Source organism: Pantoea coffeiphila (assembly GCF_016909495.1).
GTDB lineage: Bacteria > Pseudomonadota > Gammaproteobacteria > Enterobacterales > Enterobacteriaceae > Erwinia > Erwinia coffeiphila.
Genome location: NZ_JAFBFW010000001.1, coordinates 531,679 through 545,195, shown reverse-complemented (window position 1 = coordinate 545,195; position 13,517 = coordinate 531,679). Strand labels below are relative to the sequence as shown.

General features: G+C 57.5%; 12 protein-coding genes. 6 read left to right on the top strand and 6 right to left on the bottom strand.

Going from position 1 to position 13,517, the window contains the following annotated elements:
* Window positions 1-166: 166 nt before the first annotated feature.
* The 3 genes from guaD to JOE09_RS02525 all read left to right on the top strand — a co-directional run bounded on the left by guaD (window position 167) and on the right by JOE09_RS02525 (window position 4,434).
* Window positions 167-1,498 carry a guanine deaminase gene (gene guaD / locus JOE09_RS02535; protein ID WP_205064677.1) on the top strand — a complete coding sequence of 444 codons (1,332 nt, stop codon included), beginning with the start codon at window positions 167-169 and terminating at the stop codon, window positions 1,496-1,498.
* Between the two features lie 105 nt (window positions 1,499-1,603).
* The gene (gene dcp, locus JOE09_RS02530; protein ID WP_205064676.1) at window positions 1,604-3,748 is read left to right on the top strand and encodes a peptidyl-dipeptidase Dcp; all 2,145 of its coding nucleotides are present in this window, start codon (window positions 1,604-1,606) and stop codon (window positions 3,746-3,748) included.
* A 53-nt stretch (window positions 3,749-3,801) separates the two neighbouring features.
* A complete protein-coding gene (locus tag JOE09_RS02525; RefSeq protein WP_205064675.1) occupies window positions 3,802-4,434 on the top strand; it encodes a hypothetical protein in 633 nt (210 codons plus the stop codon).
* On the opposite strand, the gene JOE09_RS02520 is transcribed toward JOE09_RS02525, so the two are convergent.
* The 3 genes from JOE09_RS02520 to JOE09_RS02510 are packed head-to-tail and all read right to left on the bottom strand — an operon-like array spanning window position 4,435 to window position 8,593.
* Window positions 4,435-5,622: an MFS transporter gene (locus tag JOE09_RS02520; protein WP_205064674.1), complete on the bottom strand. Its 1,188-nt coding sequence runs from the start codon at window positions 5,620-5,622 to the stop codon at window positions 4,435-4,437.
* A complete protein-coding gene (locus tag JOE09_RS02515) occupies window positions 5,619-6,626 on the bottom strand; it encodes a methyltransferase domain-containing protein (RefSeq protein WP_205064673.1) in 1,008 nt (335 codons plus the stop codon). Before JOE09_RS02515 ends, JOE09_RS02520 begins: the two co-directional genes overlap by 4 nt.
* Entirely contained in the window at window positions 6,623-8,593 is a 1,971-nt protein-coding gene (locus JOE09_RS02510) for a TonB-dependent receptor (RefSeq protein ID WP_205064672.1), read from the bottom strand. The genes JOE09_RS02515 and JOE09_RS02510 overlap by 4 nt, the downstream gene beginning before the upstream one ends.
* Window positions 8,594-8,713: 120 nt before the next feature.
* Here JOE09_RS02510 and JOE09_RS02505 point away from each other — a divergent pair, with 120 nt between their 5' ends.
* Window positions 8,714-9,640, top strand: a complete 927-nt coding sequence (locus tag JOE09_RS02505) for a helix-turn-helix domain-containing protein (RefSeq protein WP_205064671.1) — start codon at window positions 8,714-8,716, stop codon at window positions 9,638-9,640.
* A 71-nt stretch (window positions 9,641-9,711) separates the two neighbouring features.
* Window positions 9,712-10,158: a DUF441 domain-containing protein gene (locus tag JOE09_RS02500; RefSeq protein WP_105595488.1), complete on the top strand. Its 447-nt coding sequence runs from the start codon at window positions 9,712-9,714 to the stop codon at window positions 10,156-10,158.
* 20 nt (window positions 10,159-10,178) lie between these two features.
* Here JOE09_RS02500 and catC read toward each other — a convergent pair whose 3' ends face one another.
* Window positions 10,179-10,469 (bottom strand): muconolactone Delta-isomerase, encoded by a 291-nt coding sequence (catC, locus tag JOE09_RS02495; RefSeq protein WP_105595536.1) that lies wholly within the window; start codon window positions 10,467-10,469, stop codon window positions 10,179-10,181.
* 206 nt (window positions 10,470-10,675) lie between these two features.
* On the opposite strand from catC, the gene JOE09_RS02490 reads away from it, so the two are divergent.
* Window positions 10,676-11,095, top strand: coding sequence for a hypothetical protein (locus JOE09_RS02490; RefSeq protein ID WP_205064670.1), 420 nt, complete (start codon window positions 10,676-10,678; stop codon window positions 11,093-11,095).
* A 134-nt stretch (window positions 11,096-11,229) separates the two neighbouring features.
* Here JOE09_RS02490 and JOE09_RS02485 read toward each other — a convergent pair whose 3' ends face one another.
* The gene (locus JOE09_RS02485; protein WP_200544777.1) at window positions 11,230-12,057 is read right to left on the bottom strand and encodes a sugar phosphate isomerase/epimerase family protein; all 828 of its coding nucleotides are present in this window, start codon (window positions 12,055-12,057) and stop codon (window positions 11,230-11,232) included.
* Between the two features lie 338 nt (window positions 12,058-12,395).
* A complete protein-coding gene (locus JOE09_RS02480; protein ID WP_239552901.1) occupies window positions 12,396-13,322 on the bottom strand; it encodes a LacI family DNA-binding transcriptional regulator in 927 nt (308 codons plus the stop codon).
* Window positions 13,323-13,517: the final 195 nt, after the last annotated feature.

Here is a 13,517-nt window from a genome sequence, read left to right as displayed (position 1 = left end):
GACTGATAAATATGATTAATTTATTTATTCTCGCTGGTACGGATTTTGCAAAACAGCAGAGTCTGTTTTTTCGGAAACAGAATGGTCACTCTGTTTGTTTATCGATAACCAGCACCTTTCCCGTGAATTGCGGGACGGATCTTCCGCCGTGCTTGAAGGAATAATTATGCCAGTAACCTGTAGCCACGCCATTCGCGGCAGCTTTTTCGATATTACCCGTACGGTGAGTACGCCGGATGAACTTTTGGACGCCGCGCGCTACATCGAAGATGGCCTGCTGTTGCTTAATGCAGGCAAAATTGTTTCCCTCAGTCCCTGGCAGGAGGAGAGTTCACAACTGCCACCGGGCTGCGAGGTGGTGGATTATCGTGGCAAGCTTATCGTCCCGGGATTTGTCGACACGCATATTCACTATCCGCAAACCGAGATGATCGGGGCCTTTGGCGAGCAGCTGCTCGAATGGCTGAATCAGTATACCTTTCCGGTGGAAAGTCAGTACCACTGCCCGCAGCACTCTGCACGAATGTCGGCATTTTTCCTCCAGCAGCTGCTAAGCAACGGCACCACCACCGCGCTGGTGTTTGGCACTGTCCACCCGGAATCGGTAGACGCGCTATTTTCGGCCGCGCACGGCCTGGGGATGCGGCTGATCGCCGGTAAAGTGATGATGGATCGCCACGCGCCGGAAGCGCTGACCGAAACGCCGGAACAGAGCTATCGGCAGACGCGCGAACTGATTGAACGCTGGCACAATGTTGGTCGCCTGAGCTATGCGCTGACGCCACGTTTTGCCCCCACATCCTCACCGCAGCTACTGGAAAAAGTCCGCCAGCTGCGTGAGGAGTTCCCGGATACCTGGCTGCATACCCATCTGAGCGAAAACCCGCAGGAGGTCGCCTGGGTGAAGGCGCTGTTCCCTGAAAACAGCGGCTATCTTGATGTTTATCATCAGTATCAGCTGACCGGCCGCCGCAGCCTGTTTGCCCACTGCCTGCACCTTGAAGATGAAGAGTGGGACTGCCTGCACCACACCGATTCCGCCGTCGCCTTCTGCCCAACCTCTAATCTGTTCCTCGGCAGCGGATTGTTCGATCTGCAAACCTGCTGGCAGAAAGGGGTGAAAATGGGCGTGGGCACCGATGTTGGTGCAGGCACTACGTTCAATATGCTGCAAACCCTCGGCGAGGCCTACAAGGTGGGACAGCTTCAGCGCTACAAACTTTCAGCCTGTGAAGCCTTCTATCATGCCACGCTCGGCGGGGCGAAGGCGCTGGATCTGGACCGGCACATCGGCAGCTTTATGCCGGGTAAAGATGCGGATTTTGTGGCGATCGATCCGGCGGTGTCCGCGCTGCAAACCCTGCGCCACGGCAACAGCCGCGATATCTGGGAAAAGCTGTTTGTATTGATGACGCTGGGCGATGACCGCAACATCGCCGCGACCTGGGTTGAGGGTCGCTGCGTGTGGCAGTGTGATAAATCCCGGCAGGCAGCATAAGTTAATCCGTAATTAGCAGGTTCAGGTGGGCAGTAAGGCATTGCGTCCTGCGTGATTCCACGTTTATTCTGGAAAGCGTGCAACAGGGAGCAGGAGAGCAGGGAAATGCGCAACAAATCCGCTATTTACGCCATAGTTGTGGCACTGAGCGCCAGCCCGTCATCGCTGCTGGCGGCAGAATCATTTAAGGAGAATCAGCCGATGTCCACCCGCCAGCTTAACCCGTTCAGCCAGGCCAGTACGCTGCCTTACCAGGCACCACCTTTCGATCGCATTAGCGATGAGGATTATCGCGCCGCGCTGGAGAGCGCTATCGAGCTGAAACGCACTGAGATCGCTGACATTGCCGCCAATCCGGCACCGGCCGATTTTAATAACACTTATCTGGCGCTGGAAAAGAGCGGTGAAAATCTGCGCCGGGTCTATAACGTATTCAGCGCGATGACTGCCGGCAACACCAGCGATGCGCTACAGGCGCTGGACGAAGAGATTTCCCCAAAGCTGGCCGCGCTGGATGATGACATTCACCTCAATGCTGCGCTCTTTACCCGGCTGGATACGGTGTATCAGCAGCGCCATCAGCTGTCGCTGGATGATGAATCGTTAAGGCTGGTTGAAGTGACCTGGCAGGCGTTTCAGCTGGCCGGGGCGCGGCTCAGCGATGAGGAAAAAACCGAGCTGAAAGCGCTGAATCAGGAGTCGGCAAGGCTCAGCAGCCGCTTTACCCGTCGGCTGCTGGCCGCCACCAAAGCCGGAGGCCTGGCCGTGGCCAGCAGCCAGCAGCTTGCCGGACTGAACGAGGCGGAGATTGCCGTTGCCCGCGCAGCGGCGGAGGCCCGTGGCCTGTCGGCTCAGTGGCTTCTGGCGTTGCAAAACACCACGCAGCAGCCTGCGCTTCAGTCTATCGACGACCGCAGCACCCGCCAGGCGCTGTTTAACGCCGCCTGGGCGCGGGCGGAGAAGGGTGACGAAAACGATACGCGCGAGGTCATTGCCCGGCTGGCGCAGGTGCGCGCCCGGCAGGCGAAGCTGCTGGGCTTCGACAGCTTTTCCGCCTGGAAAATGCAGGATCAGATGGCGAAAACCCCGCAGGCCGCGCTGGATTTCATGCGACAGATTGTACCGGCGGCCAGCGCCCGGGCGCAGCGTGAAGCCGACGATATTCAGCAAATTATCACCCGTCAGAACGGCGGTTTTAACCTGGCACCGTGGGACTGGCTGTTCTACGCCGAGCAGGTAAGGCGCGAACAGTACGATCTTGATGACGCTCAGCTCAATCCCTATTTTGAATTGAACAACGTGCTGGAAAACGGCGTGTTCTACGCGGCAACCCAGCTGTTCGGCATCACCTTTAAACCGCGCGCTGATATTCCGGTTTATCATCCCGACGTTAAAGTCTATGAGGTGCTGGATAAAGACGGCAGCCCGCTGGCGCTATTCTATACCGACTGGTTCCGCCGTGATAACAAGGGCGGCGGTGCGTGGATGGGCAACTTCGTTGAGCAGTCGACCCTGTTGGGCACTAAGCCGGTGATTTACAACGTGGCAAACTACACCAGGCCTGCGGAAGGGCATCCGGCGCTGCTTTCGTGGGATGATGTCATTACGCTGTTCCACGAATTCGGCCACGCGCTGCACGGCATCTTTGCCGAACAGCGCTATGCCAGCCTTTCCGGCACCAATACGCCGCGCGATTTCGTCGAGTTCCCGTCGCAGATCAACGAGCACTGGGCCAGTAATAACCAGGTGTTTAACCACTATGCTCGCCACTATCAGACCGGTGAACCGATGCCAGCCGCCCTGCGCGAGCGGATGCAGGCCGCCAGTAAATTTAATAAAGGCTACGATATGACCGAGCTGCTGGCGGCGGCGCTGCTCGACCAGCACTGGCATCTGCTGGCTGCCGATGAACCGCTGCAGCAGGCTGACGTTATTGAGCAGCGGGCGCTACAGCAGGAAGGGCTGGATTTGCCTGCGGTGCCGCCGCGCTATCGCTCCAGCTATTTCCAGCACATTTGGGGTAACGGCTACGCCGCCGGTTACTATGCTTATCTGTGGACGCAGATGCTGGCGGACGATGGTTATGCCTGGTTTGAGCAGCACGGCGGGCTGACCGCTGAAAACGGACAGCGTTTCCGCGAGATGATCCTCTCGCGCGGCAACAGCAGCGATTTGCAGCAGCTGTTCCACCGCTGGCTGGAACGTGAACCGCAAATCGAACCGATGCTGCACCATCGTGGGCTGAAGTAGCACCTTGCAACGGCGGCGCGAAAAGCGCCGCCATACACATCCTGGAGAGAGTTATGGCCATCGTCGCCTGTCTGCATGCGGCCAGAAGCAATATTGACGTTTTTGAACAGGCTCTGCTGGCGCTGGATTACTCGGACGTTGAACTGCTGCACCGTGTAGAAAGCGAACTGTTTGAGCGCGCGGTCGCGCAAAATGAAGTGACGGACGATATTACCCTTGCAACCCGGCAGGCCATCAGCGAACTGTGTGAACAGGCGGACGTGGTGATCGTCACCTGTACCACGCTGGGCGTGGCGGCCTTTGAAACTGAGTTCAGCAAGCCGGTGCTGCGCATTGATGCTACCCTCGCTAAAGTGTCCTCACGCTATCACGGTACGATCCTGGTTCTCTGCACTGCCAGTTCGACACTTGAATCCACGACCCGACTGTTCAGCGCCTTTATTCCGGGTGAGCGCCTGGTGGTGGAGCTGATCCCGCGTGCGTGGGCGTGGTTTAATCAGGGCGATATTGCCGGTTATCATCAGGTGATCGCCGATTATATTCGCCAGCGGCCGGAATGCGCGCTCGGCTGCATTGTACTGGCGCAGGCCTCCATGAGCGGCGCGGAAAAACTGATCCATACCACGCTGTCGGTATTGAGCGGCCCGCAGGTCAGCCTGCAGGCCGCAATCGACAGCCTTGCCTGATTACGACTCTACCAGCCTGGCCGCAATAGTCCGCCGTTGCAGCCAGGCATACAGCGCCACCGCCAGCGTGCAGAGTGCCAGCGTGGTCAGCATCACACCGCCGCCAAAGCGATCCAGCAGCAGTCCGCTAAACAGCGGTACGCTCAGCCGCGACAGGGTAAACAGGCTGGCCTGGATACCGTAATCAACCGCCCGGTTTTCCTTGCGGCTGAACGCCATCATCAGCATAAACATCAGTGCCGACAGTCCGCCGATGGCACAGGCCATTAGCGTGGAGATTGCCAGTAGCAGCGCGGCGGAAAGCTTTAGCGAGACTCCTGCCGCCAGCAACAGCAGCGAAATCCCGGCAAACAGCAGCCAGCCCGGCAGCGCCGTGCTGGCATTGCCCCGGTTCAGCCAGCGTGCGCCAATCAGGCTGACCAGTGCTCCGGTGACGCTGCCGCCAACCCCCACCCACATAATCACCTGCTGCATCGGCAGTCCGGCATCCAGCAGCAGCGGTTTCAGCCACAGCCAGCCGCTGCCGAGGAACGGAAAGGCCAGAACGCAGAGCGGATACCAGCCTTTTCCTCCCGGCTGCCGGAAAAAGCCAAGCATCTCGCTGCGGCGATATTCCCCGGCGGGCGGTTCCGGCAGCAGCCTCAGCAGCAGCGCGCAGAGCAGGGCCGCCGCGCTCATTAGCAGACAGGGCAACGCCCAACCGTAGTGCTGCCAGAGCAGCAGCATAATGCCACTGCCGCCCACCGCGCCGGTGAACAACGCAGCGGCGCGAACGCTGCCGGCACGGGCCTGTTCGCCTTCGTGAAACAGCGCAATCGCCAGCGCATTGACCGGCACATCGCACCAGGCCAGCAGCAGGCTGCAACACAGCAGCAGAGCAAACAGCAGGCTTTTATTCTGCTGCAAATCGAACTGGCTGAGCAGGGCAAACAGCAGTGCCAGCCCCAGCCAGAGCAGGCTTCCCCAGCTTTTATAGCGCTGGCGGAACAGCCTTCCCCGCTCTACCGGTAGCGCCAGCCACAGTTTGATCACCGCAGGCAGGGCCGCCAGCTGGAACAGCCCCAGCTGCTGGCCGCTCCAGCCCTGCTGATGCAGGATCAGCGGCAGGCCGAGCATCAGCCACGTGACCGGCAGCGTCAGGCTGACGTTAAACCAGAAAAACATCAGCTGTAGCAGCGCCCGGCTCACGAGCGTTCTCCGCGCCAGGCGCAGTGAATGTGTAGCGGTGCCATTGGAAACGGCTGTTCACCGCGATCCTCCACCCGAAAACCTGCTTCGGTCAGCATCTGCGTCAGCTGATGGTGGTGGAAGACGTGCTTGCCGCGCATCAGCAGCGGCAGGAAGAAGGGCAGAACCCGGCTAACCTGCTGCGGATCGTCACCCAGGCGTGCGTGGGCACTGATTAAGACACCGCCGGGATTCAGCCGTCGATACAGATCGGCCAGCGTCTGCGCCGGATCGGCAACGAAGTGCAGGAAGGAGGAGCACCAGATAATGTCGAAGCGGTCGCTGTCCGCCAGTTCACTGACCGCGCTGAAACGGTCTCCCACTCCGGCGGCAACGAGATTTCCCTGCGCCACCTCGGCCGTCAGCGGCAGATCCTGCACCACGCCGGTCAGCTGCGGATAGCGCTGCGCCAGCGCCACGCTGACCAGTCCCGGCCCGCCGCCCATATCGAGCATTCTGGCCGGATGGTTGAAGCGTGTCACGGTTGCGGCGATCGCGCAGGCGGTATCCGCGGTGAGCGCCCGCTGCTCCTGCGCAATTTGTCCCCCAGCGGCAGCGGCCCAGGCGGCGTCATGCGGCAGCTGTTCGCTGTATTCGGGCAGCGGCTGCTTGAGCATCTCAGTCAGCTGCTGGCCAAATCCGCGCAGCGCCTGAAGGCGGTAGCGCCATGCATCACCCATATAGCGTTCGCCCTGCTGGCAGAGGTACGGAATGACAGCCGAAGCGGTACGATAAAGAAGCGATTCGCCCTGCTGCTGCTGGCGATCCAGCAGTTGAAAACTCCACAGCAGCTCCAGCAGATGCGCAGTGGGGTCGGCATGCCACTGCAACTTCTCCGCCAGCTGCCGCGCGCTGAGCGGGTTTTGCAAGTGGTCAAACAGATTGTTTTGCAGCGCCAGCTGCACGCTGTCAGCCAGCACGCTGTCGGCGGCCAGCCGGTCGATCATCCTTACGGGAAAGGTCATAGTTTGTAGCTCACTTTCAGGCCAAGTTCACGCGGCGGGCTGTAAATGCGTACGCTACCGTTGAGGTAGCCCACGGCGTCATACTCTTTATCGGTCAGGTTATCGACGAACAGCGAAACATCCAGGTCGCGCCAGGCATAACCGAGGGTCATGTCGACAACGCCGTAACCGGCCTGACGATACTGATTGCCCGCATCGAGAAAGCTATGGCTGGCTCCGTGCCACTGCAGCAGGCCGTATGCACCGCTGGTATGTTCGTAGCGCAGTCCGAGGCTGGCGGTGGCATCCGGCGCGAAGGTGTTGTGATTACCGGCATAGTCGTTGCTGCCGTCGCGATAGTTATCGAAACGGGTATGGTTGAGCCCGAGTGATCCCTGCAGACGCAGTTCAGGCAGCAGCGCGTAGTCGGCCTCCAGCTCCCAGCCGGTAGATCGGGCTTTTGCTGCGTTGTTGATATACACCACACCGGCCTGGACCACCTGCTGAACCTGCATATCGTCGATATCCATCAGGTAGACTGAGCTGCTGTAACGCAGGCGGCGATCGTCGGACAAACCCTTAACCCCCAGCTCCCAGGAGTGAACTTTTTCCGGGTTGTAACGGAAGTAGTCGGTCGCCGGTGAAAACAGGTTATAGCCACCGGCGCGATAGCCCTGGCTGTAGCTGGCGTAGCTTTGCAGATCGGGCTGCCACTGATACTGCACGGTAATTTTCGGCGAGACGTTGTGCCAGGTGGAGCTGCGTTTATCCATCCCCGTCGGTGACATTTCAATTTCGCTGCGCTCAATGCGCCCACCCAGCGTTACGCTCCACGGGCCGCCCAGCATCTGCGTCCATTCACCGAACAGCGCCTGCGTATTGCCAATCTGAGCGTTGCGCATTTCGGTGGACATCATCGGCAGCTTTTGTACGAAGCGGTAATCGTTGTCGTCGCGATCGAAGTACAGCCCGGCCAGCCAGCGATGATCGCTGCCTTCGCCCTGAAGGCGGAATTCCTGAGATAGGGTGGTGAACTGATTATCGCGCTGCATATGCAGCGTATCCGGCGCGGTGAAATCGGTATCCTGCTGAATGCGGTCGAGAATTTCGGTGCGGGCGCTGATGGAACGGAACTGCCAGCCGTTTGACAGCATGTGGCGATAGTCGAGTGAGGCGACGCTGGCCTGTGAGTGGTTCCATGAATCGGTGCCGCTGGCGACTTTTCTGTTGCGGCTGGCCGCCGGTCCCCACTGCGAACCGCCGTCGTGATAGCGCTGCTGGCTGTAGCGCAGGCGGATATCGTCGGCGTCGGTCGGCGTCCAGCGCAGTACGATCCGCGCGTTATTGCGCTCGCGATCGTCGGCTTTGCCGCCGGTGGTGGTGTTATCAACGTAACCGTTTTGCGATTTCCATTCGCCCGCTACGGCGGCATACAGCCGATCCTCAACCAGCGGAGTGCTGAAGCTACCGCGCAGCTGCTGCCGCTGGCGGCTACCGGCAATCGCCGTAATTTCACCGCGTTGTAGATTATCCGGCGTGCGGGTGACAACGTTGATGACCCCGACTTCGGCATTGCGGCCGTAGAGCGATGACTGCGGCCCGCGCAGGATCTCCACGCGATCGACGTCGAGGAAATTATTATCAAAACCCTGTCCGGCCAGCAGGGGCACGCCGTCTTCGCTGAGCAGCATGGCCGAGTTAAACCCGCTGCCGCTACCGGTTACTCCACGTACCACCGCAAGGTTAGTGCCGGCCTGGCCCCAGGGCTGAAATGCCATACCGGGTGTCATGGCTGCCAGCTGGCTGACACTGTCTACCCGGCGTTCTTCAAGATCTTCACCGTAAAGAACGGAAAGCGATGCCGGTACTTGCACGGCAGGCAGTTCCGTTTTGGTGGCGGTGACCACCATCTCATTATTCTGTACGTCGGCGGCGATTGCCGTCATGCCGGGGGCCGCCAGCAGCAGGCCCCAGTAAGATCGTGCCATTCTCATCCTCATCGTTTGTCGATAGCGCAGGGTCAGCAACTATGATATCTATAATGAGAATGCTTATTATCCTCGTTTATATGCGAGGCGGTGATTTTAGTCTGTGAAACGGTGAAGGTGATGATTCAGGCTTTCCAGGGGACGCAAAGCTATCGGCTGACATCGGCAGATGCTGAACAGCAGGGCAACATTCGGTCACTGCCTGCCACGGTGGGGCACTGCCTTTCCCGTTTCAATCCGGTGGCAGAAGGCTTTACCGTTGTTTGTTCCAACTACCAGCCGGTGCGGCCTTTGATAGAGGAAACCTGCAACCCACACGATCGCCCAATGCTGGTGCTGACTTTTGGTCTGGCAGGAAACTCGCAGTTTTGCGGGCGCGACGGCAGCGAAACGCAGTTTACCGAGGGCCAGCTTACCGTCACCAGCTTTCACGGCAGCCAGGGAGAGCGGCGCTATCGAGGCGGGGAACAGGTCAGCCAGCTGCGCCTGCTGCTGAGCGCCGACAGCGTCAGTCACTATCTTGGCGCGGCGGTCTGCGACAGGCTGTTCGCCACCGGTCGCGTGGTGAACCATGCCTTCACGCCTTACAGTCGGGCAACGGCCACGCTGTTAGAGCAGCTCAGGCAGGGCGGCAATGACGCGCTGATGCTACAGATCCACGCACTGAATTTGCTGGCCCAGCAGCGGCATTTGGTGGAAGAGGTGAAGCACAAACCTCTGCACCCCAGAGACGATCTCCAGCTGGAGCAGGCCCGTGACTGGATGCTGGCCCATCTCGATGAGCCGTTTTCGTTAAGTACGCTGGCGATGGCGGTGGGGCTAAGCGACTACAAATTGAAGCAGGGTTTTCATCAGCGCTTTAACACCACCCCCGGTCAGATGCTATTACAGATGCGGATGGAAAAAGCCCATCGTCTGCTGGAACAGGGCTATCAGGTTGCGCAGGCAGGCTGGCAGGTGGGTTATCGCCACGCTAACAACTTCAGCGTGGCGTTTTATCGCTATTTTGGTCGCCAGGCCAGTGAGGTCACCGGGAAAAAAAAGTAGAGGATGTGAAAAAAATGTTTATGCTGTGATAACAATATGCTGCTACCGATTTTGTCGTCCGGGAATTAAACATGTTCGATCTGTCTTTAGTCATTCTGCTGTTCCTTGCTGCCTTAAGTTATTTCAGTCATAACCTCACTGTCACGATTGCTCTTCTGGTGCTGGTCGCTATTCGACTGACCCCGCTGCAGCAGACTTTTCCATGGATTGAAAAGCAGGGCGTGACCGTGGGCATCATTATTCTGACCGTTGGGGTGATGGCGCCGATTGCCAGCGGTTCTCTGCCCTCCAGCACGCTGCTGCACTCCTTCCTGCACTGGAAATCCCTGCTGGCGATTGCGGTGGGAATTTTTGTTTCATGGGTTGGTGGGCGCGGCGTCACGCTGATGAGCAGCCAGCCGACCATCGTCGGCGGACTGCTGATTGGCACCATTATTGGCGTTTCACTGTTTCGCGGCGTTCCGGTCGGGCCCCTGATTGCGGCCGGTCTGGTTTCGCTGCTGATTGGTAAGTTCTGATTCGGATAAGCGTGCAATCGTTACCGATCGTCGTCATAAACCGAAGAGGGATGGCGGCATAGTGCCTGCACGTTTATTTGCATGTAGGAATAGAGGGGCAGTGCGCTGAGCAGTTCGTGCAATTCTTCAGCATCGCGTACGTCAAATATGCTGATATTGGCGTAGCTGCCCACAATGCGCCACAGATGGCGCCATTTACCCTCTCGCTGTAGCCTGTGTGAATAGTCTCGCTCGCGCTGTTTAATATCGCTGGCTTCGGCCCTGGTCATTGACGCTGGCAGATTGACGGTCATTTCTACTCTAAACAACATACACAGCTCCTTTTTGCCTGGATCGAACCCTGCCTGGGTTCGCCTCTTTTTACGGACAGCTTTTCTGCTGTCGGTTTTCTGCAACGCGCCTTCACCATAACATCCTTCAAAGGGGCGTTATCGGCCATTTCCTGCCGCATAATATCGGCTACGTTGTCGTGCTGTGCTATTCTGCGGCCCTTCCCATTCCGCAAGCAGAGAATACCGTGAGTACAAAACAGGATAAGCGTAAGAAACGCGCGAAAGAAAAAGCGAAACAGGCCAACAAAAGCCGCGCGCACGGCCGCAAACTTGATGCAATTGGCCGCCAGAACTACGAAGCGACGCCGGAAATGGTTGAACTGTTTCACACGCTGCCTGCCCTGGACGAAAGCGGTGATATGCCCTTCGTCAATGCCGTTTACGACTGGTCACTGGCCGAGTATCAGTTTGACGGTGAAAATGAGGAAGGAGAAGCATTGCAGGTTGCCGCGCTGTGCGTGATGTATATTCACTGGGTGACCAGCGGCGGTTCAACTACGCTGGTGCAGAACGAGCTGATTGAAGCGGCGCTGCGCCTGGTGGAAGACAATGAAGCCTTTAAGCAACGCTATCAGGCAGCGCAAGACGCGGCGAGTAACGCCTAAAAAAAGGGCAGGTTCCGCATGGAACCTGCCAGTCATCTTGCCAACCCTACTTCATGATCCCTCCCTTCTTATCCGGGCTAGCGGTGCAAACTGCACCACGCCAGATAAGAGGGCGGTTTTGTTTATCTCTTACCTTACTTGCTGGTGTATGCCGTCAGGCTGTCCATTGAATCGCGGGCTATTTGCCACAGATCGTCTTCCCAGTGTGTCGGGCTGAGCAGCTCCGGGCACCATACGCCGCTGTAGCCGGTTTTATTCACCGCCGCCACCCAGCGATCGATATCCACTTCACCTTCACCCGGCTGATAGTTGCGCTGTACGCGCTCGTCCCACGCCTCTCCCGGGTGCAAACGGCGGCCATCGCAAAAATGCACGCCATAAATCAGATTAACATCAAGGGCTTCTACCTCTTCCGGGGTGGTATCGCCACCGGCGTACAGATGCCAGAAATCGATCACCACACCAACGTTGTCAGCGCCGACCGCATCGATAATGGCCTGACCCTGTTTAAGGCTGTTAAACGGCGTAAAGGCAACCACCTCGATCTGGAATTTAATGCCGTACTGTGCGCCAATCGCCGCAATGTCCCGGACGTTTTGCGTCAGAATTTCCGTACGTTCTGCTTCAGACAGCGCATCGATTTCATTCAGCGCCATAATCTGTACCACCGGGCAGCCCAGCGCCTGAGCGGCACGGCAAATTTTGTCCGCCTCATCCAGCATTTCGCGGCGTTCCTGCGGCTGATGACGGCCAATGCGCTTCAGCGCATTAATGCAGCTGATTTCAATATTGTAGTGCTGCATCAGCTGTTTATACTTTTCCAGCGTTCCGCCGTGCTCCAGGTAACGGAACAGGTGCTCCGGCAGCAGTTCCAGTGCATCAAAGCCCGTTTCATGGGCGATACGCAACTGAGTCACCGCGTTAGAATGTAAAACGGAAACGCCATGTAACGCTTTTTTCATCGGTCATCTCTCATTCTGATTGCTTTAATGCGCGACGAGGCTGAATGATATCTATCATGGTAAAATGATAGGTTTGATAGCCTGATATCATTCATCACCTTCGATCATTATCTGACGTCCGGTGGCCTGTGAATGGAGACAGCCTAAGGTTAAAGGAATTTAAATTCCATTTAATATATAAATGAAATATAAATTCTTTGAAGTCGATCATGTTTTGCCATGACGTTATCGAACAAATGATAGATAATGATAGAAAAATATCATGCCTTTCATCGATGACGACGATGCGAATCGCGTAGTTCAATCCTGCCGGGATAAAGCGCGTTGTGTTCCTCAATCTAGGGGGAGGTCAGACGACGCACCGCATCGGGCACCAGTTCGGAAAAGGGTTGGCCGCAGGTTGTCAGGCAATAGCTCTCCGATGCGGCCAGCTCAATCCCGTCAAAGCCAACAATTCCCATCAAACCTGAGGCATTTGCTGCCCGCAACGCTTCAATTGCCCCGATGGCCAGAACGTCATTTTCGCAAAACAGGGCGTCAATTCGCCGGTCTGCACTGGTCTGATTTAAATAGTGAGCGAGGGTATGATAGCCGCTGGCTCGCTGATAATGATTAGCATGCAGCATGGTGAGCCGCGCTTCATCAACGCCCAGTTCCAGCAGACGGTCACGGTAGCCATCAAAGCGTAACAGCTGGCTGGAGTCGGTATCCGGGCCTTTCATATAGCCAAAGCGACGAAACCCCTCACCGTGTAGCAGCTCAGCCATAGCAACCCCGGCCTGGTAGCCATCGGTGGTGACCACCTGAATATAAGGATGGGTGCTGCTGCGCCCTATCTGTACCAGAGGGATGTGGTGAATATCCTGCGCCAGACGAATAATTTCCTCGCTGAGCAGCGTTCCCATAAACAGCAGCCCGTCAACCTGTAGCTGGTCGGCGAGGGTCAAGAGCCCTTCATCGCGCTGGCTGATGTTCAGCAGCAGAGCAAGATATCCCCGTTGCTGCAGCTGCCGGGTCACTTCGTCCAGCAGCGGCATCAGGTTTGGATTGTGCAGCTCATCAACCACCACGCCGATGATGCGCGAGCTTTTTTTGGACAGGCTGCGGGCCAGCAGGTTAGGGCGATAGCCCAGCGCACTGGCTGCGGCCTTCACGCGCTCCAGGGTCGCCGGGGAGATGGATGCACCGTCGGTGAACGCCCGAGATACCGTCCATTTTGAAACGCCTGCTCTGTGAGCGACATCGCTGGCGGTCACTTTTCTCATCGGCGCTTTAGGTAAGTTTTTTTTCTGCATCGTGAGCCGTAACCCGCTGTTATCAGTGTGGAAAAGGATCTGAATCCGAAATTTTTTCGACAGTATAGCAGGCCGGTAGCGATATCTGCACTCGGGTGCAAATATTCCGCTATCAGTGACAGAGAGTCAGACAGCAAGTCGGGAGCTAAAAATGGCGTGATTTGA